Origin of the sequence: Mesorhizobium sp. M8A.F.Ca.ET.218.01.1.1, from assembly GCF_004791165.1 — a bacterium.
GTDB lineage: Bacteria > Pseudomonadota > Alphaproteobacteria > Rhizobiales > Rhizobiaceae > Mesorhizobium.
Map to the genome: position 1 here is coordinate 801,562 of NZ_SRUZ01000002.1, position 17,953 is coordinate 819,514.

At 64.5% G+C, this 17,953-nt stretch carries 15 protein-coding genes; 6 read left to right on the forward strand and 9 right to left on the reverse strand.

Features of this window, described 5'->3' with window-relative positions:
- Nucleotides 1-237 precede the first annotated feature (237 nt).
- The 5 genes from EN861_RS10130 to EN861_RS10160 form a co-directional block, all read right to left on the reverse strand.
- Nucleotides 238-1,749 carry an ABC transporter ATP-binding protein gene (locus tag EN861_RS10130; protein WP_135863341.1) on the reverse strand — a complete coding sequence of 504 codons (1,512 nt, stop codon included), beginning with the start codon at nt 1,747-1,749 and terminating at the stop codon, nt 238-240.
- 232 nt (nt 1,750-1,981) lie between these two features.
- A complete protein-coding gene (locus EN861_RS10140; protein WP_135863343.1) occupies nt 1,982-3,013 on the reverse strand; it encodes a BMP family protein in 1,032 nt (343 codons plus the stop codon).
- Between the two features lie 337 nt (nt 3,014-3,350).
- Nucleotides 3,351-4,556, reverse strand: a complete 1,206-nt coding sequence (pcaF, locus tag EN861_RS10150) for a 3-oxoadipyl-CoA thiolase (RefSeq protein ID WP_135863345.1) — start codon at nt 4,554-4,556, stop codon at nt 3,351-3,353.
- Nucleotide 4,557: 1 nt separating this feature from the next.
- On the reverse strand, nt 4,558-5,364 hold the full coding sequence (locus tag EN861_RS10155; protein WP_135863348.1) for a CoA-transferase subunit beta: 807 nt from the start codon (nt 5,362-5,364) through the stop codon (nt 4,558-4,560).
- The gene (locus tag EN861_RS10160) at nt 5,361-6,218 is read right to left on the reverse strand and encodes a CoA transferase subunit A (RefSeq protein WP_135863350.1); all 858 of its coding nucleotides are present in this window, start codon (nt 6,216-6,218) and stop codon (nt 5,361-5,363) included. Before EN861_RS10160 ends, EN861_RS10155 begins: the two co-directional genes overlap by 4 nt.
- A gap of 113 nt (nt 6,219-6,331) precedes the next feature.
- Here EN861_RS10160 and EN861_RS10165 point away from each other — a divergent pair, with 113 nt between their 5' ends.
- A complete protein-coding gene (locus EN861_RS10165; RefSeq protein ID WP_135863352.1) occupies nt 6,332-7,102 on the forward strand; it encodes an IclR family transcriptional regulator C-terminal domain-containing protein in 771 nt (256 codons plus the stop codon).
- 223 nt (nt 7,103-7,325) lie between these two features.
- On the opposite strand, the gene EN861_RS10175 is transcribed toward EN861_RS10165, so the two are convergent.
- From EN861_RS10175 to EN861_RS10190, 4 genes are read right to left on the reverse strand one after another with little or no spacing between them, the layout of a single operon-like run.
- Nucleotides 7,326-8,624 (reverse strand): FAD-binding oxidoreductase, encoded by a 1,299-nt coding sequence (locus EN861_RS10175; protein ID WP_189343594.1) that lies wholly within the window; start codon nt 8,622-8,624, stop codon nt 7,326-7,328.
- Nucleotides 8,625-8,626: 2 nt separating this feature from the next.
- Nucleotides 8,627-10,009 (reverse strand): glutamine synthetase family protein, encoded by a 1,383-nt coding sequence (locus EN861_RS10180; protein ID WP_135863356.1) that lies wholly within the window; start codon nt 10,007-10,009, stop codon nt 8,627-8,629.
- 5 nt (nt 10,010-10,014) lie between these two features.
- On the reverse strand, nt 10,015-11,298 hold the full coding sequence (locus EN861_RS10185) for a glycosyltransferase (RefSeq protein ID WP_135863358.1): 1,284 nt from the start codon (nt 11,296-11,298) through the stop codon (nt 10,015-10,017).
- An 11-nt stretch (nt 11,299-11,309) separates the two neighbouring features.
- Entirely contained in the window at nt 11,310-12,248 is a 939-nt protein-coding gene (locus tag EN861_RS10190) for a GntR family transcriptional regulator (RefSeq protein WP_135863360.1), read from the reverse strand.
- 231 nt (nt 12,249-12,479) lie between these two features.
- Here EN861_RS10190 and EN861_RS10195 point away from each other — a divergent pair, with 231 nt between their 5' ends.
- The 5 genes from EN861_RS10195 (at nt 12,480) to EN861_RS10215 (ending at nt 17,872) form a co-directional block, all read left to right on the forward strand.
- The gene (locus EN861_RS10195; protein ID WP_135863363.1) at nt 12,480-13,544 is read left to right on the forward strand and encodes a spermidine/putrescine ABC transporter substrate-binding protein; all 1,065 of its coding nucleotides are present in this window, start codon (nt 12,480-12,482) and stop codon (nt 13,542-13,544) included.
- A gap of 341 nt (nt 13,545-13,885) precedes the next feature.
- On the forward strand, nt 13,886-14,728 hold the full coding sequence (locus EN861_RS10200; protein ID WP_135863533.1) for an ABC transporter permease: 843 nt from the start codon (nt 13,886-13,888) through the stop codon (nt 14,726-14,728).
- Nucleotides 14,721-15,515, forward strand: coding sequence for an ABC transporter permease (locus EN861_RS10205; RefSeq protein WP_127872870.1), 795 nt, complete (start codon nt 14,721-14,723; stop codon nt 15,513-15,515). Before EN861_RS10200 ends, EN861_RS10205 begins: the two co-directional genes overlap by 8 nt.
- On the forward strand, nt 15,512-16,585 hold the full coding sequence (locus EN861_RS10210) for an ABC transporter ATP-binding protein (protein ID WP_135863365.1): 1,074 nt from the start codon (nt 15,512-15,514) through the stop codon (nt 16,583-16,585). The genes EN861_RS10205 and EN861_RS10210 overlap by 4 nt, the downstream gene beginning before the upstream one ends.
- Nucleotides 16,586-16,597: 12 nt before the next feature.
- On the forward strand, nt 16,598-17,872 hold the full coding sequence (locus tag EN861_RS10215) for a glycosyltransferase (RefSeq protein ID WP_135863366.1): 1,275 nt from the start codon (nt 16,598-16,600) through the stop codon (nt 17,870-17,872).
- Nucleotides 17,873-17,953: the final 81 nt, after the last annotated feature.

Below are 17,953 nucleotides of genomic sequence, written 5' to 3' on the forward strand. Positions count from 1 at the left end.
GGGCTAGCCGCGGAACGTTGGCGCCGCCCCTCATCCGCCTGCCGGCACCTTCTCCCTGTATAGTGACGGGAAGAAGGGGACTGGCGGCAACGTCGGCGACTGTTTTCGCGACGTTGATGGTTGGCGAAACCATCGACGAGAGCGCCCCTCTCCCCGTCACAATACGGGGAGAGGATGCCGGCAGGCAGGTGAGGGGCGGCGGCGACCTCCCAAGCGAAACGTCGAGGCAAACCCATGCTACGCCTTCCCCTCCGCTCCGGTCATCAGCAGGCCAAGTCGCGCAACACTCGCATCGGCGCTGTCGAGCGTGCCGGCGATGCGGCCCTCATACATCACCGCGATGCGGTCGCAGAGCACCATCAGTTCCTCCAGATCCTCGCCGATGACGATGATGCCGCAGCCCTTGGCGCGCATGTCGAGGAATTTCTCGTGGATGAAACGGGCCGCGCCAATGTCGAGGCCGCGCGTCGGCTGTGAGACGATCAGAACCTTTGGGTCAAAGGCAAGCTCGCGCGCCAGCAGCGCCTTCTGCAGATTGCCGCCGGACAGCGCGCCGGCCCGCGTCATCGGCCCGGGACATCTGATATCATAGGCCTTGATCTGCGCCTCGGCGAAAGCGCGGATCGCATCCGGCTTGAGCAGCCCCCTGGCGGAGAAGGCTGATGTGCCGATGCGCGGCAGCACCATCGAATCGGCGAGTGGCAGATTGGTGACCAGCCCCGTCGTCATGCGATCTTCCGGGATGCGGCCAAGGCCCAGCGCCTGCACCTCGCGCGGCGAGAAGTGCACGACCTGTTTGCCGGCTATCGTCATTTGGCCGTTGTCGGGCGCGCGCACGCCCGAGATCACCTCCGCCAGCGCTCGCTGGCCATTGCCCGAGACTCCGGCAATGCCGAGAATCTCGCCAGCACGCACCACAAGCGACACATCGCGCAACGCGGTGCCCGAATGCCGTGAGGTCGAAATGCGGTCGAGGATCAGCACATCGGCGCCCGGTGTCGATGGCCCACGCGCCGGCGGCACGATTTCATGGCCGCACATCAATTGCGCCATTGCAGCCGACGTCGTGTTTGCCGGATCATCGACACGGCCGGCGACGCGGCCATGCCGCAGCACGGTGCAGCGATGCGTCAGCGCCCGCACCTCGTTGAGCTTGTGCGAGATGAAGATGATGCCGAGCCCCTGCGCCGCCATCGACCGCAACGCCGAAAACAGCCCGTCGACCTCGCTCGGCGCCAACACGGCGGTCGGCTCGTCGAGGATCAGGAGCCTTGCGCCGCGAAACAGCGCCTTGACGATTTCGAGCCGCTGCTGCTCGCCCACCGACAGCGCGGAGACCGGCAGGTTGGGGTCGAGTGTCAGCCCATGCTGGCTGCTGATTTCGGCGAGCCGCACCAGCCCGCCGGCGCGATCGATCCGCCCCGCCTTGCCCGGAATGCCGATGAGCAGGTTTTCCAGCACGGTCAGCCGTGGCGCCAGATGAAAATGTTGATGCACCATGCCGATGCCGGCGGCCAGCGCATCCGCCGAACTGGTGATCCGCGCCGGCCGGCCCTGGATCAGGATCTCGCCGGCATCCGGCGCATAAGCACCGAACAGCACGTTCATCAATGTGGTCTTGCCGGCGCCGTTCTCGCCGAGCAAACCGAGGATTTCTCCTGGCGCCACGCTGAGATCGACAGCCTCGCTCGCTTTGACGGCGCCGAAGCTCTTGGTGATGCCGCGCATTTCGATGAGTGGGGCGGGCAAGGGTGCTCCTGACTTGCGATCCGGTGACTAACCGCAGAGGGCAACGCTGCACCCCCTCTGGCCTGCCGGCCATCTCCCCCTCAAGGGGGGAGATCAGATGTCATCGGCGCTTTCGCCAATCTTCCACGTCGGAGGAAAGGCGCAAAGACCGAAGCTGCCAATCTCCCCCCTTGAGGGGGAGATGTCCGGCAGGACAGAGGGGCGCCTAGCACCAACCCCTAAAGATCAGAACTCAATCCGAAACCGGCGTATTCTCGTCGACATCCACCCGGAAATTGCCTTCCAGGATCTCGGCCTTCTTCTTCTCGACCAGATCCTTGACCTCGGCGGGCAAGGTCTTGTCGAACTTGTGGAAGGGCGCGAGATAGGAGCCGCCCTTGGCCATGCGCGAGAAATCGCCGTAGTCCTGCGCCGTGTAGACGCCGGCCTTGACCAGCTTGATCGCTTGCTCGACCGTCGGGTACATGTCCCAGACCGGGCCGGTGATGACCGTATCGGGGCCGAGGCTCGACTGGTCGGACATGTTGGAGATGGCGAGGATCTTCTTCTCGACCGCCGCCTCGATGACGCCGAAGCGTTCCGCATAGATGACGTCGACGCCGGCGTCGATCTGCGCCACCGCCGCTTCCTTGGCCTTGGGCGGATCGAAGAAGGAACCGATGAAGGCGACCTTCTTCTTGACGTTCGGATTGACCTCCTTGGCGCCAGCGAAGAAGGCATTGACCAGCCGGTTCACTTCCGGAATGCCCATCGCCGCCACCGCGCCGACCGTACCCGACTTCGACATCTTGCCGGCGATCATGCCGGAGAGATAAGCAGGCTCGTGGATCCAGTTGTCGAAGACGCCGAAATTGGGTTCGGCCGGCCCCGCGCCTGAGCCGAACAGAAATGCGGTCTTGGGGAACTGCTTGGCCGTGCGGCGCGATTCACGCTCGGCGGCGAAGGCGTCGCCCAGCACCAGCTGGTACCCGCCCTGCGCATATTCGCGCATGACGCGGCTGAAGTCGGCGGTCTGCACCTTCTCGGACCATTTGTATTCGATGCCGAGTTCCTTTTCGGCCTTCTGCAGTGCGACGTGGATCTGGTTGTCCCAGGGTTCCTCGATCGGCGTGGCGAAGATAGCCGCCACCTTCAGTTTCTTGCCCGCCGCGAAGGCCGCACCCGGCAGCATCGCCGCAGCGAAACCCAGCGCGCCCAGTTCGAGCACGTTGCGCCGCGAGAGCCCTTCGCGGATCAAATGAGATTTGTTCTTCCGGTTTTCCATTGAAGTGCCCCTCTGTTCGACAGCCGTGTCGAGCCGGCCGTTCCCTAAGAATGTCAGACGAGGAACTATGGAACGGGTCTAGACTTTTGTCCACATGGTCAAATTTGAGAGCGGCCAATCGCTTCAGGTTGGCGCCGCCCCTCACCTGCCTGCCGGCATCCTCTCCCCGTATAGTGACGGGGAGAGGGGCCTGTCATTGCCGGTTTCGCCAATCACCGGCGTTCAAAGGAGGGCGCCGGCATTGCCGCCAGCTTCCTTCTCCCCGTCACTATACGGGGAGAAGTGCCCGGCAGGGCGATGAGGGGCGGCGCCAACCCTGGCAATTTGCAGTCTCCGATCAGGCCCGTTCGAGCGCGATGGCGATGCCCTGGCCGACGCCGATGCACATGGTGGCCAGCGCATAGCGGCCGCCGCGTTCCCGCAGCTCCAGCGCAGCCGTGCCGGAGATGCGGGCGCCCGACATGCCCAGGGGATGGCCGAGCGCGATGGCGCCGCCATTCGGATTGACGTGTTCGGCATCTTCCGCGATGCCGAGCTGGCGCAGCACGGCGATGCCTTGCGAGGCAAAGGCTTCGTTGAGTTCGATGACATCGAATTGTTTCGGCGTCAGGCCGAGCCGCGCGCAGAGCTTTTGCGTTGCCGGCGCCGGACCGATGCCCATGATGCGCGGCGCGACCCCGGCGGCGGCACCGCCAAGGATGCGCGCGATCGGCGTCAGCCCGTATTTCCTCACCGCTGCCTCGGAAGCAACGACCAGCGCCGCCGCGCCGTCATTGACGCCGGAGGCATTGCCCGCCGTCACCGTGCCGCCTTGCCGGAACGGCGTCGGCAGTTTGGCCAGCGCTTCGACCGTGGTGCCGGCGCGGGGATGCTCGTCCTTCGACACGACGACCGCATCGCCCTTGCGCTGCGGGATCGCCACCGGAGTGATCTCCTTCGCCAGCCGGCCATTGGCTTGTGCCGCGACCGCCTTGTCCTGGCTGCGTGCCGCGAAAGCGTCCTGGTCGGTGCGTGACACGGCGAAATCCTCGGCGACGTTCTCGCCGGTCTCCGGCATGGAATCGACGCCATACTGCTTCTTCATCAGCGGGTTGACGAAGCGCCAGCCGATGGTGGTGTCGTAAATCTCGGCATTGCGCGAAAAAGCAGCGTCGGCTTTCGGCATGACGAAGGGCGCCCGGCTCATCGATTCCACGCCGCCTGCAATCAGCAGTTCCGCCTCGCCGGCCTTGATGGCGCGCGCGGCGATGGTCAGCGCGTCCATGCCCGAGCCGCACAGCCGGTTGACGGTGGAGCCCGGAATCTCCTGCGGCAGGCCGGCCAGCAGCAGCGCCATGCGCGCCACGTTGCGGTTGTCCTCGCCGGCCTGGTTGGCGCAGCCATAGACGACGTCGTCCACCGCCTGCCAGTCGATCCCGGGATTGCGCTCAAGCAAAGCCTTCAACGGGATGGCGCCAAGGTCATCGGTACGTACCGAGGACAGCGAACCGCCGAAGCGGCCGATCGGCGTGCGGATATAGTCGCAAATATAGGCCTCGGCCATGTCAGGCTGCTTTCCCTTTTCCGGTCCCCTCATGCGCCGCCTTGGTGCGGGCCTGCAGGTCGCGCAATGTCTTGAGTTCGAGTTCGCTTGGCGCCGGCGTTTCGTCAAGCGCCTCGGCGAACTTAACCACCCAGCCACAGCTCTCCTGCACCTGCTGGCGGGTAACGCCGGGATGTAGGGACACGACCGTGAATTCCTTGCTCACCGGGTCCGGCTTCCAGATGGCCAGGTCGGTGATCAGCAAGGTCGGGCCAGCGGTATCGATGCCCAGCCGCCTGCGATGATCGCCGCCCTCGCCATGGCCGAACGAGGTGAAGAAGTCGATCTTTTCAACCATGCCGCGCTTGGTCTGCGCCATGGTGATGTAGATTTCCTTCGACGACGTCGCGATCTCCGGCGCGCCGCCGCCACCCGGCAGCCTGGTCTTGGGATGAAAATAGTCGCCGATGACCGTGGTGTTGATGTTGCCGAACTTGTCGAGTTGCGCCGCGCCGAGAAAGCCGATCGAAATGCGGCCGCCCTGCAACCAGTAGCGGAACATCTCCGGCACCGCGACGGTGGTGACCGCGGTTTCGCACAATTCGCCGTCGCCGATCGACAGCGGCAGCACGTCGGGCGCCGTGCCGATCGTGCCGCTCTCATAGATCAGCGTGATGTCGGGTGCATGCGTCAGCCGCGCCACATTGCAGGCAGCCGACGGCGCGCCGATGCCGACGAAGCAGACGTCGTCGTTCCCCAGGGCCCGGCTGGCCGCGATCGTCATCATCTCGTTTGATGTAAAGCCCAAGGGGTTCTGGTTGTCGCTCATCCCGCTTTCCTCAGATGTTCGACGCGGCCCGCGAAATCGTCGGCGGCTCTTTCGATAACGTTGGCCTGCATCCACTTTTGGAATTTCTCACGGTCGGCGGCAATCTCGTCCCATTCGAGATAGGCGGCATTGTCGCGCGCATAATAGCCGTGCGCATAGGACGGATGCGAACCGCCGGGCACCACCGAGATCGCCGCGATCGTCCAGCGCGGCAGGACGGTCAGGTTCGGATGCAAATCGTCGAAATTGTCGACCACCTCCTCGACCGTCACCACGGCGCGCCTGGCCGCCAGCACCGCCTCCTTCTGGATGCCGATAATGCCCTCGACCAGCACATTGCCTTTCTTGTCGGCCTTCTGCGCATGGATGAAAGTGACATCGGGCCGGATCGACGGCACCGCCGCCAGCACCTCGCCGGTAAACGGACAGGTGACCGATTTGATGTTCGGATTGACCGCGGCAAGGCCCGCGCCGCGATAGCCGCGGAACACCGCGCAAGGCAGGCCGGCCGCGCCCGCCTCATAGGCGTTGGCCATGCCGGCATGGCTGTGCTCCTCGACCTCGATCGACCGGGGAAAACCGTTCTCGATCGCATCGCGGGCGCGCCGCAGCAGGCCGACACCGGGATTGCCGACATAGGAGAAGACGATTTTCTTCGCCATGCCCATGCCGATCATCTGGTCGTAGATCAGATCGGGTGTCATGCGGATCAGGGTCAGGTCGCGAAACCCCTGGCGGATCGCCTCATGCGCGGCAGCTGTCGGGATCAGATGGGTGAAGCCTTCGAAGGCGACCGTGTCCCCATTTTTCAGGTTTTCCGCGACGGCCTGTTTAAGCGGCAGGAACTTCACCATCGCGGCACCCTCACAATTAGGCATTGCGAACAAAAGTATTATATGGGATACTTTCTAGCGCCTGCTCCGAGGCGGAGTCAATGCTGGCTAAATCGCTTTTGTCAGAGGATGAGATGGACGAAGAGACCGTTTCCCGTGATCACGTTGGCTCGCTCGGGCGCGGACTTGCCGTCATGGAAATCCTGGCCCGGCATCCCGCGGGCATGACCCTGACCGAAATGGCCGAGACAGCCGGCCTGACTCGCGCCGGCGCGCGCCGCTTCCTGCTGACCTTGGTCGCCACCGGCTACGCGACTCAATCCGGCCGTGTGTTCTCCCTGTCGCCACGCCTGCTGACCATCGCCCGCACCTGGCTCGGCGGCGGCTCGCTGTGGAGCTTCGCCGCGCCGATCATGCGCGCGGTGGCGGCGCAGCTGAACGAAGCTTGCTCGGCGGCGATCCTGTCGGGCGATGATGTCGTCTATGTCGCCCGCATTCCCGGGCGCCGTATCCTGAGCGTCTCGCTCGATGTCGGCACCAGGCTGCCCGCCTATTGCACCTCGATGGGCCGGATGCTGCTCGCCGGGCTGACGCCAGAGGAACTCGACGCATTTCTTAGCCACGCAGCCATCGAACGCCGGACGCCGAAGACGATTACCGACAGGTCATTGCTGGCGAACACCATCGGCAAGGCTGGAACGGATGGCTTCGCCATCGTCGACGAGGAGCTGGAACTCGGCCTGCGCTCCATCGCCGTGCCGATCCGCGACAGGTCCGGACGCACGGTCTCGGCGATCAATGTCTCTACACAGTCGGCACGGTTTTCGGTCGCGGAGATGGAACGGGAGATCCTGCCGGCGCTGCTGGATGCCAGGCAGCGTATCGAGGATTTTTTTGTGGTGTAAGAGGCCTTGCTAGCCTTCCGACGTCGGCGGGCCAGCGCCCCCCTCTGCCCTGCCGGGCATCTCCCCCACTTGGGGGGAGATCGGATGCTACGCCGGCTTTCGCCAAATTTAACATTTGCAAGGAAAAGGCGGGGCGCCAAAGCTGCCAATCTCCCCCCTCGTGGGGAGATCTCCGGCAGGACAGAGGGGGGCGCGGTCCCGCCAGCCACTGATCGTTAGCCCCTCAATGCTTCATCCGATCCCGCATCGCGTACCACAACATCCCCAGCACATAGAGTGGCCCGCGCAGCGCCGTGCCGCCCGGGAACGGCATCGGGGTCAGCGTCGAGAACAGGTCGAGCCGCGACGCATCGCCGGTGATCGCTTCGGCGAGCAGCTTGCCCGACAGTGTCGACAGGATGACGCCCTTGCCGGAATAGCCATGCGCGAAATAGACCTCGCCATAGTGCCCGACATGCGGCAGCCGCGACGTCGTCACCGACACCAGCCCGCCCCAGGCATGATCGATGCGGCATCCCTTGAGCTGCGGGAAGGTGCCTTCCATGTGCGGCCGCACGAAGCCGGCTATATCGGCCGGCGGTGACGGCGTGTAGCGCTCGCCGCCGCCGAACAACAGCCGCCCGTCCGCGGACATCCTGTAATAGTTGACGACGAAGCGCGTGTCGGACACCGCGACATTGGCCGGGATGACGTTGCGTTTGCCCTCCAGCGGCTCGGTGGCGACGATGTAGTTGCCGACCGGCATGATGCGGCTGTTGACGCGCGGCTCCAACCCGTTGAGCAGCGCGTCTCCCGCCAGCACGACATGTCTGGCTCGCACCGACCCCTTTGCCGTCGAGACGCGGATCGAGGGCTCGCGCTCCAGTTTCACCGCCACCGAATTCTCGTGGATGGTGACGCCGGCCGCGACAGCCGCGCGGGCAAGCCCGAGCGTATAGTTGAGTGGATGCATGTGGCCGCCGAGCGGCTCATACATCGCGCCCTGATAAGGCGTGTCGACCTTGGCCCGCGCGTCCGCCGCCGACAGGATCTCGACGTCGCGGAATTTCATCACGCTCTTGAGGCATTTGGCCTCTTCTTCCAGATCCCTGAGGTCGGAGCCGTTGACCGCGCCGACCAGATGGCCGGTCAGCCTGAGGTCGCAGTCGATGGCATGGCGCTCGATGATGCCGAGCACCAGGCCGCGTGCCTCGAAGGCGAGGTCGAACAGCACCTTCGCCCGCTCGGGTCCGTAGAGCTTGACCAGACCCTTGGCGCCCTTGCGCAGGCCGGGGATCATCTGGCCGCCATTGCGGCCCGACGCGCCCCAGCCGATCTTGCCGCCTTCGAGCAGCACCACCTTCAGCCCGCGCTCGGCCGCGTGAAGGGCGGCCGACAGGCCGGTGCAGCCGCCGCCGACGACGACCAGATCCGCCTCGACATCGCCCGCAAGGGCCGCGTGTTCCGGCGCCGGATTGGCGGTCGCGACATAATAGGATTTGCCGATATCGAGACCGGAATTGAAACCCGTCGAAGATGCCATGATCACACCTTCAGCAAGAGGTGGTCGCGTTCCCAGCTCGTCACCACGCTCTGGAACAGGTCGAGCTCGACGCTCTTGACGCGCAGATAGGTCTGGAAGAAGTCCTCCCCCAGCAATGCCCGCACCGGGTCACAGGCGGTGAAGCGGTCGAGCGCCTCCTCCATGGTCTTCGGCAGCGTGCTCTTGATCTTGTAGGCATTGCCCGACGCCTCGGCCGAGCGCGCCAGCTTCTGCTCGACACCGAGATAGCCGGCAAGCAGCGAACCGGCGATCGCCAGATAGGGATTGGAATCCGCACCCGGCAGCCGGTTCTCAACCCGCCGCGCCATGCGCCCGCCGGCCGGCACGCGCAGGCCGCAGGAGCGGTTGTCATGCGACCACTCGATGTTGGCCGGCGCGCTGTGGTTCGGCCTTATGCGGCGGAACGAGTTCACGTTGGGCGCGAACAGCGGCATGATTTCGGGAATGTACTTCTGCAGGCCGCCGATGAAATGGCCGAACATCCCGGTGTCGGCATCGTCGCTGCCGGCGAAAAGCGCGTTGCCGGCCTCGTCGACGACGGACATGTGCAGATGCATGGAGCTGCCCGCCTGGGCCGCGATCGGCTTGGCCATGAAGGTCGCATGCATGCCGCATTGCTGCGCGGCCTGCCGCGTAAACCGCTTGAACAAAAGCACCTGGTCGGCGAGCGGCAGGGCGTCGCCATGCAGCAGATTGATTTCGAGCTGCGCCGTGCCCGATTCATGGATCAGCGTGTCGAGGGGCAGTCCGGCTGCCGCTGAATAGTCATAGATACGCCGGATCACCGGCTCGAATTCTTCGAGTGCGGCCATGTCATAGGGATGCTGCACGCCCTCGGCGCGGCCATTGGCACCGACCGGCGCGGTCAGCGGCTTGTCCGGATCGGGATTGGGCGCGGTAAGGTAGAATTCGAGCTCGGGTGCGACCACCGCGCGCCAGCCGCGCTGGCGATAGAGATCGAGCACGGCGCGCAGCACATGGCGCGGCGAAGCCATCCACGGCCTGCCGTCCATATGGAAGGCATCGGCAAAAACATAGGCCTTGCCCGCGCCGGCGCCCGGCGCCAGGCACAGCGTCGAGACATCGGGCACCATGCGCATGTCGGGGTCCGAATAGGCAAAACCCTCGTCGATCGAGCCGGAATAACGGCCGTCGATGCTGACCAGGAAGGCGCTGCTCGGCAGGTAGAGCGCGCGGTCTTCCAGCGCCTTGAGGAATTTGGCGGTCGGCAGCGCCTTGCCGCGCAGGACGCCGTTCATGTCGGGCACCAGGCACTCGATCTCGGTGATGCCGTGCTGCGTGAGCCAGGCCTTGGGGTCGTTGCCATTGAAGAGGTTTGCGGTATTCGTGTTCTTATCGAGCATTTCGTTCAAGTCCGTATCAGGGAGAGAATGGCTTGCGCGGCCACGTCCGTTCCGGGTTTCAGCGCCATCTCGGCTGCATTGTCCCTGAGGCGGGCGCGCATGGCGTCATCGGCCAGCAGGCCGAGAATGGCTCTCTCCAATCCCCCTTCGGTCCAGCCGTCACGGCCGATATGGTCGCCGACGCCGGTTTCGCCGGCGCGTTGCGCATTGTCGTGTCCGTCCCAGCAATAGGGCATGATCAGCGACGGCACGCCGAAGCGCAGCGCTTCGCAAAAGCTGTTGTTGCCGCCGTGGTGGATGAACAAGTCCGACTTCGCCACCACGGAGGGCTGCGGAAACCAGGCGTCGAGGTAGACATTGTCGGGCACCGCGCGGTAGGCATCGCGCAGGCCACCGACATTGACGATGAAGCGGGCCGGCAGCCGGTCGAATACGGCAAGCATGCGCTCGATCAGGCCGACATCCATTGCGCCGAGACTGCCGAAGCTGACATAGACCAGCGGCCCGCCATTGCGCGGGAAAACCGGCACCTCGAATGGCCCTTCCGACCGCACGCAGCCTTCGAGATAGACGAAGCGCTCGGGGTCGAGCGGCTCGGCGCGTTCGCGGCGCACGATCGCCGGCGTCAAGAGCAGATTGAGATCGGGTGAGGTTTCAAGAAACAGGCCCTTCGGCAGCGGCGCTAGGCCGCAATCGGCGCGAAAGCGGTTGAAGCGGTCATGCGCCGGCGCCGAGGCTGCGAGATATCGCGCCTCGAACGCCGCGCGTTGCGGATCGCCAGCGCCGAGGCCCGAGAGATAGGGCGGCACTTCGGCGTCAGGCAGCTCCGTCTCGGCGCAGGAAACGACGCGCACCCACGGGCAGCCGGCTGCCGCTATCGCCGGGAACATGATGACGTTGTCGAGCACCACCGCGTCGGGCTTCAGCCGCGCCAGCAATTGGCGCAGCGGCGCCTCGGCATTGACCGCCGTGTCGACGATCGCCTGCCAGGTCGGCGCGACATAGGTTTCGAGCTGGTCGATCGGGCTCAGCCTGAAATGCGGCAGATGCCGGCGCACGAACGCCTGCCAGTAGCTCTGGCGCTCGCTGTCGCTCAGCGGCTCCTCGGTCGGCAGCTGGTATTCCTGGAAACCATAGTCGGCAAAGACGCCGGAGAAGCCGGCATGGCAGATGAACACCGGCCGCGCGCCCTTCGCGCGCAGCGCCTGCGCGATGCCGACGCAATTCAACGCCGCCCCGAAACTGGCCTCGGGAAACAGCGCGATGGTCGGGCTCGCTCTACGCGTCAATTAAATCCTCTTCATTCCGGCCGGCTGATCATGCCGAACAGCGCGGGAGCGCCGCGGCTGGCCGCCTGCGGCCGCTGGCTGCGGGAGAGCCGCAGGTGAATGCGCAGCAGATCGGCAGCAACCTCATACTGCCGGCTTTCAAGATGGTCGAGTATGTTCAGGTGTTCGCGCAACGATTGCTTCAGCCTGAAGACGTTGACGCCGGCATAGATGCCCGGAAGCCGCCGCAGCCTGAGGTGATCGGCCAGCGCGTCGGCGACGAAGCGGTTGGCGCTGCCTTCGGCGATCATGCCGTGGAAATCGATGTCGAGCCGCTGGAACTCGCGTGTATCGAACGCGGCGTCGGGCAGCGCCGATAGCGCCTCCATGCCCTGGCGCAACATCGCGGCGCGCGCGCCGTCGAGCCGGAAGCCGGGCGTCAGGATGGCGGCGGGCTCCAAAAGCAGCCGGAACTCGTAGCTCTCGCCTTGCGCCTCCGGGTCATCAGGGGCGCGCCGGAACAACCAGGACTGACCTGGTGCGCGATCGAGAAGATTCTCCTCCGTCAGTCTGTTCAGAGATTTTAGTACCGTTTTCCGTTCGGCACTGTACCGCCGCATCAGCCCTGCGACGGTCACTGTCTGGTCGAGGCGCCGCGCCGAACGGTCGCGCAGGATGGCCTCGGCAAGCTCGTCTTCCTCGGCGGCGGGCAATTCGGCTAATATCGCCGGCTGCGCGGCGAGGTCGATCGCCAAGTGATATCCGGTGTCCGCCTCCCAGCGCACGACACCCTGCTCCGCGAGCAGGCTGAGCGCCGCCCGGACCGGAGTGCGCGAGACGTTGCACAGCGAGGCGATCTGCTGCTCTGGCAGGCGTGTGCCGGGCGCGAAGCCACGTTGCCGCGCCACATCCAGGATGCGCTGGGCCAGATCGAGGTGGTTGGTGCGAGGTCGTCGGGTTGCGGCTTGCATGACATTCTCGTGGAACGGACGTGACCTCGTTGATTTGACCGATCGCCGGCACGGACGCAATCGGCCAGATTCCGAGGCCGGTTGTCAAATTATGGATTGACGTACTTTTTTCTGCAATAGTACTGTCGGTGCAATCGGCGACAAAAGACCGAGGGAACAGGATCGATGCAGCGGCGCATGTCGCGCGGGTCCAGCACGAATTCGACGAACCAACCGGAATGGGAGCCTGCCATGACTGCTACCAGCCTGCGGCGCCGTGCGCTGAGAATGCCTTCGATCGCCCTCGGGCTTGTCGTGGCGCTGTCCGCGCCGGCGATGGCCGCCGACCTCGTCATTTCCAATTGGGACGGCTACATGGCGCCCGACGCCATGGCCGCCTTCAAGACCGCGACGGGCGTTTCCGGCGAAGTCGTGGTGCACGCCACCAATGAAGAGATCATGGGCAAGCTGATTGCCGCCGGCGGCAAGGGCTATGACGTGGTTTTCGTCTCCTCGCCCTTCGCCGAGGTTCTGAACAAGCTCGGCCTGACCGAGCCGATGGACCACGCCAAGATCCCCAATCTCGCCAACCTCTATCCCGAAGCGACCAAGCTGCCGCACGATGTCGGCAACACTTTCTCCGTGCCCTACACCTGGGGCACGACCGGCCTCTGCTACCGCTCGGACCTGGTCAAGACGGCGCCCACGAGCTGGAGCGACCTGCTGGCGCCGTCGGATGAGCTGAAGGGCAAGACCACCATGCTGGCGACTGATCGCTGGCTGCTCGCCGCCGGGCAGCTCGACAAGGGTTTCTCCGTCAACGAGACAGATCCGGCCAAGATGGCCGAGGTCAAGAACCTCTTGATCTCGGCCAAGAAAACCCTGCTCGCCTATGACGACACCACCTTCTATTCGAAACTGGTCTCCGGAGAGGCGCTGATGGTCCAGGCCTGGGACGGCTGGTGCAATTACGGCATCGCCGACAAGCCGGAGATCAAATACATCATTCCCAAGGAAGGTTCGGATCTCTGGGTCGACACGATGGTGGTGATGAAGGCCTCCGAGCACAAGGATGCCGCGTTCCAGTTCATCAACTTCATGCTCGATGCCAAGAACCACGCCTGGGCGGCCCAGAATATCGACTACAAGGTTCCGAACAAGCCGGCGATGGAAAGCCTGCCGGCCGATTTCCTGGCAAAGTTCCCCAACATGGCGATGCCGGTGGCCGACCTCGTCAAGTTCGAGCAGCTGCGTGACGTCGGCGAAGCCCAGCGCGACTATTCCAAGATCGTCAGCGAGATCAAGGCCGCGCAGTAAGATCGATTGCTGGAATCACGCTTGCGTTCCTTCACGCCTCCCTTTGACCTGCCGGCCATCTCCCCCTCGAGCGGGGAGACCGGCTGGCTCGCGGGCCTTCGCCAATCTCCAGCGCAGCGCCCCCTCATCCGGCCGCTTCGCGGCCACCTTCTCCCCGGCGGGGAGAAGAGGAAAGCATCGGTGGGCGCGACCTCCTCTCCCCTCGGGGAGAGGTCGGATTGCCCCGAATTGCCCTTCGCAATTCGGTTGGCAATCCGGGTGAGGGGGCAACTGCCGAGACGCCATTTCGAGACCCTCGGCGGCGCCTCGTGAGATACGTCCCCTCCCGCTCCTCCCTGCTGATGGCGCCTGCGTTGGCCTGGCTCGCGGCCTTGATGGTTGTGCCGTGCGCGCTGGTGCTGGCACTCGCCTTCTTCCGGCGCGGCATCTATGGCGGCATCGACTACACCTTCACGCTGGAGAATTTCGGGCAGGTCTTCGACCCGCTCTATGCCGGCATTTTCCTGAACTCGGCGCGCATTGCCGGCACCGCCACGCTGATCGCGGTGGTGATCGGCTATGCCGCAGCCTATGCGATCGCGGCCGCCCCGCGCCGCTGGCAGCCGGTGTTCCTGTTCTTCGCCGTGCTGCCGTTCTGGTCCAACTACCTGATCCGCACCTATGCCTGGATCGTGCTGCTCAACCGCGAAGGGCTTATCACCCAGCTCCTGCGCTGGGTGGGCTACACCGGTGAACCGCCCTCGATGCTCTACACCGAAGGCGCGGTCATCGCCGGCCTGGTCTACAACTATCTGCCCTTCGTCATCCTCGCCTGCTACGCGCCTTTGTCGCGGCTCAACCCGGAACTGGCCGAAGCCTCGCGCGATCTCGGCGCTTCGGCGATGACGACGTTTCGCCGTGTCATCCTGCCGCTGACCGTGCCCGGCATCGCCGCCGGCGCCGTCTTCGTCTTCGTGCTGTCGATCGGCAATTTCGTCACCCCGGCGCTGCTCGGCGGCGGCCGCTTCCAGATGATCGGCAACCTTGTCTACGACCAGTTCCTGACCGCCAATGACTGGCCGTTCGGCGCGGCCCTGGCGATGGCGCTGATCGCCATCATGCTGCTGGTGCTGATGGCGCAAGCGATCGCCGCCAATCGCGCCTCTGGCCGCATCGCGGAAGCCGAGGGCAACGCGAATGGCTGAACGCTCACCAGCCACACGGCGCATGCTTTGGCTCGTGTTGAGTCTCGTCTTCGCCTTCCTCTACATCCCGATCGCCGTGCTGGTGGCGCTGTCCTTCAACGAAGGCGGGCTGCCTACGGCATGGTCCGGCTTTTCGCTGAAATGGTACGTCTCGCTGGCCGGCAATTCCGCCATCCTCTCCGCCGCCCTCAACACGCTGATCGTGGCGCTGGTCTCGACAGCGATCGCCACCTTGCTCGGCACGCTGCTGGCGATCGGCGTCGAGATGCGCCGGCAATATGGCAAGGGGCTCGAGGCGCTGATCTTCGCGCCGATGATCATTCCCGACATCGTGCTGGCAATCGCGCTCCTGTCGTTCTTTTCGATGCTCAACCTCACCATGGGCCTGCACACCATCATCCTCGCCCATGTCGTATTCAACCTCGCCTTCGTCTGCTCGGTGGTGCGTGCCCGGCTGAAGAGTTTCGACTGGTCGATCGTCGAGGCTTCCACCGATCTCGGCGCCTCCGCCATCACCACCTTCCGGCGGATCACCTTGCCGGTCATCGCGCCGGCCGTGATTGCCGGCGCACTGCTCGCCTTCACGCTCTCGGTCGACGAGTTCATCATCGCCTTCTTCACCGCGGGCGCGGGCCGCGCCTCGACCACGCTGCCGATGCAGATCTACGCCATGATCCGCTTCGGCATCACACCCGAGATCAACGCCCTGGCCACCATCGTCATGGCGGTCTCGGTCACCGCGCTGACCCTGTCGCAGCGGCTCAACCGGGGAATAACAGGCCAATGAGCGAACCGCGCACGCTGCTGGCCATCGATCGTGTGTCGAAGAATTTCGGCCGCGTCACCGCCGTCGACGGCATCTCGCTGGATATCAGGGAGAACGAGTTCTTCGCGCTGCTCGGTCCATCGGGCTGCGGCAAGACCACGCTCTTGCGCATGCTGGCCGGCTTCGAGACGCCGAGCGATGGGCGCATCCTGCTCGACGGCAAGGACATAGCCAGGATGCCGCCCAACAAGCGGCCGGTCAATCTGATGTTTCAGTCCTACGCGCTGTTCCCGCATATGAGCGTTCGCGCCAATGTCTCCTACGGGCTGGAGATGGAGCGCTTGCCGGCTAAAGAAATCCGCGCGCGCGTCGACGCCATCCTGGCGACCACCGAACTCGTGCCATTCGCCGACCGCAAGCCGGAGCAACTATCGGGCGGTCAGAAGCAGCGCGTGGCGCTCGCTCGCGCCCTGGTCAAGCGCCCGCGCTTGCTGCTGCTCGACGAGCCGCTCGGCGCGCTCGACAAGAAGCTGCGCGGCGCCATGCAGCTGGAATTGAAGCGCCTGCAGCACGAGGTCGGCATCACCTTCGTCATCGTCACCCATGATCAGGAGGAATCGCTGGTCATGGCCGACCGCATGGCGGTGCTGAAAGACGGCAAGCTGCTGCAATGCGACACGCCGCATGCGGTCTATGAGCATCCGGCTGAGCGTTTCGTCGCCGACTTCATCGGCGTGATGAATTTTATCCCGGGCAAGGTGTCAGCCGATGGCGTCGTGGCCGCGAATGGCGCGCGCATCGCCGGCAAGGTCCCCGCAGCGCTTTCGTCCGGGGCGGCTGCCGTCGCGTCGGTGCGGCCCGAACGCGTCCGGCTGTTCCCGTCAGCGGATACCGCGAACCGGACGACCGGAACGGTCGAGGTGCTGGCCTATCAGGGGCTCGACCTGCAGCTGCATGTCCGCACGCCGCTGTCGCCAAAACCGTTCCTAGTGCGTGTAACCGCCGACGCAGCCGACCGGCGGCCGGTCGCATCGGGCGACCAGGTCGAACTCGGCTGGGATGCCGCCGACGTCAGAATTTTCGCAGAGTGAAGGAGAAGCCTGATGGCGCAGAAGACGATCGCGTTTTTTCCCGAAGCCGCCTACGGCCCGGCGCTCAATTCCGTCGGCATCGCGCAAGCCGTGGAGGCGCGCGGACACAAAGCGGTGTTCCTGTCCGATCCGGGATTCGTCGATGTCTACAAGGGCTATGGCTTCGAGGCGCATCCGGTGAACCTTTCCGAACCGATGCCGCCCGAGCAGATGGCCAAGTTCTGGGAGGACTTCATCAACGGCCACATCCCCAACTTCCGCAAGTCGCCCTACGACCAGGTCGACAATTACGTCAAGGATTGCTGGACGGCGATCGTCGACAGCGCCAAATGGGCGCAGAAGGACCTGCCGCGCGTGCTTTCCGCCATCAAACCTGATGTGATCTGCGTCGACAACGTCATCCTGTTCCCGGCGATCAAGCAGTTCGGAAAGCCGTGGGTGCGCGTCATCTCCTGTTCCGAAAACGAGATCGAGGACGAGGGCATCCCACCGCATCTCTCCGGCTGCGGCGAAAACGACCATGCCGGACACCAGCGCTACCGCGATCACTTCAATGCCGTGATCAAGCCGATCCATGATGACTTCAACGCGTTCCTCGGCGCCAATGATGAGGCGCCCTATCCGATCGGCCAGTTCTTCGAGGCTTCGCCCTATTTGAACCTGCTGCTTTATCCCGAAGCCGCGAAATTCAAGCGCCGCCATCCGCTCGATCCGGCAAAATTCCAGTATTTGGAAGGCTGCGTGCGGCAGGAAAAGCCCTATCCCGTCCCGGCCTTCGCCAAAAACAACGACGGGCCGCTGCTCTACGTCTCCTTCGGCAGCCTGGGGGCCGGCGATGTCGACTTGCTGAAGCGGATCATCGCGACGCTGGGCAAGACCCGCTACCGCGCGCTGGTCAATGTCGGCGGCTACAGGGATCAGTACACCGACGTGCCCGGCAACGTCATCGTCGACAGCTGGTTCCCGCAGCCTTCGGTGATCCTGCAGGTCGATGCCGTGATCCACCATGGCGGCAACAACTCCTTCACCGAGTGCCTCTATTTCGGCAAGCCCGCGATCATCATGCCCTATGTCTGGGACGGCCACGACAACGCCACCCGGGTCCAGGAAACCGGCCATGGCTTTGGCATGCCGCGCTACGATTGGACGGACGCGGAGTTGATCGCGAAGATCGAAGCCTGCCTGACCGATCCGAAAATGAAGGCGAAGCTGGCGCAGACATCGGCACAGATGCACGTGCAGAATGGACCTGAGAAGGCTGCGGGTTTGCTGGAGGCGTTGCTGTGATTGAGTTGGCCAGCATGGTGTTCCTTCGCGCCCCCCTCTGTCCTGCCGGACATCTCCCCCACGAGGGGGGAGATTGGATGT

Excerpts from the sequence above, each read along its gene's own strand:
- EN861_RS10175 (WP_189343594.1), bottom strand. The coding sequence starts at position 8,624 with ATGGCATCTTCGACGGGTTTCAATTCCGGTCTCGATATCGGCAAATCC.
- EN861_RS10215 (WP_135863366.1), top strand. The coding sequence starts at position 16,598 with ATGGCGCAGAAGACGATCGCGTTTTTTCCCGAAGCCGCCTACGGCCCG.
- EN861_RS10155 (WP_135863348.1), bottom strand. The coding sequence starts at position 5,364 with ATGAGCGACAACCAGAACCCCTTGGGCTTTACATCAAACGAGATGATG.
- EN861_RS10195 (WP_135863363.1), top strand. The coding sequence starts at position 12,480 with ATGACTGCTACCAGCCTGCGGCGCCGTGCGCTGAGAATGCCTTCGATC.
- EN861_RS10200 (WP_135863533.1), top strand. The coding sequence starts at position 13,886 with ATGGCGCCTGCGTTGGCCTGGCTCGCGGCCTTGATGGTTGTGCCGTGC.
- EN861_RS10190 (WP_135863360.1), bottom strand. The coding sequence starts at position 12,248 with ATGCAAGCCGCAACCCGACGACCTCGCACCAACCACCTCGATCTGGCC.
- EN861_RS10180 (WP_135863356.1), bottom strand. The coding sequence starts at position 10,009 with ATGCTCGATAAGAACACGAATACCGCAAACCTCTTCAATGGCAACGAC.
- EN861_RS10205 (WP_127872870.1), top strand. The coding sequence starts at position 14,721 with ATGGCTGAACGCTCACCAGCCACACGGCGCATGCTTTGGCTCGTGTTG.
- EN861_RS10140 (WP_135863343.1), bottom strand. The coding sequence starts at position 3,013 with ATGGAAAACCGGAAGAACAAATCTCATTTGATCCGCGAAGGGCTCTCG.
- pcaF (WP_135863345.1), bottom strand. The coding sequence starts at position 4,556 with ATGGCCGAGGCCTATATTTGCGACTATATCCGCACGCCGATCGGCCGC.
- EN861_RS10210 (WP_135863365.1), top strand. The coding sequence starts at position 15,512 with ATGAGCGAACCGCGCACGCTGCTGGCCATCGATCGTGTGTCGAAGAAT.
- EN861_RS10160 (WP_135863350.1), bottom strand. The coding sequence starts at position 6,218 with ATGGTGAAGTTCCTGCCGCTTAAACAGGCCGTCGCGGAAAACCTGAAA.
- EN861_RS10165 (WP_135863352.1), top strand. The coding sequence starts at position 6,332 with ATGGACGAAGAGACCGTTTCCCGTGATCACGTTGGCTCGCTCGGGCGC.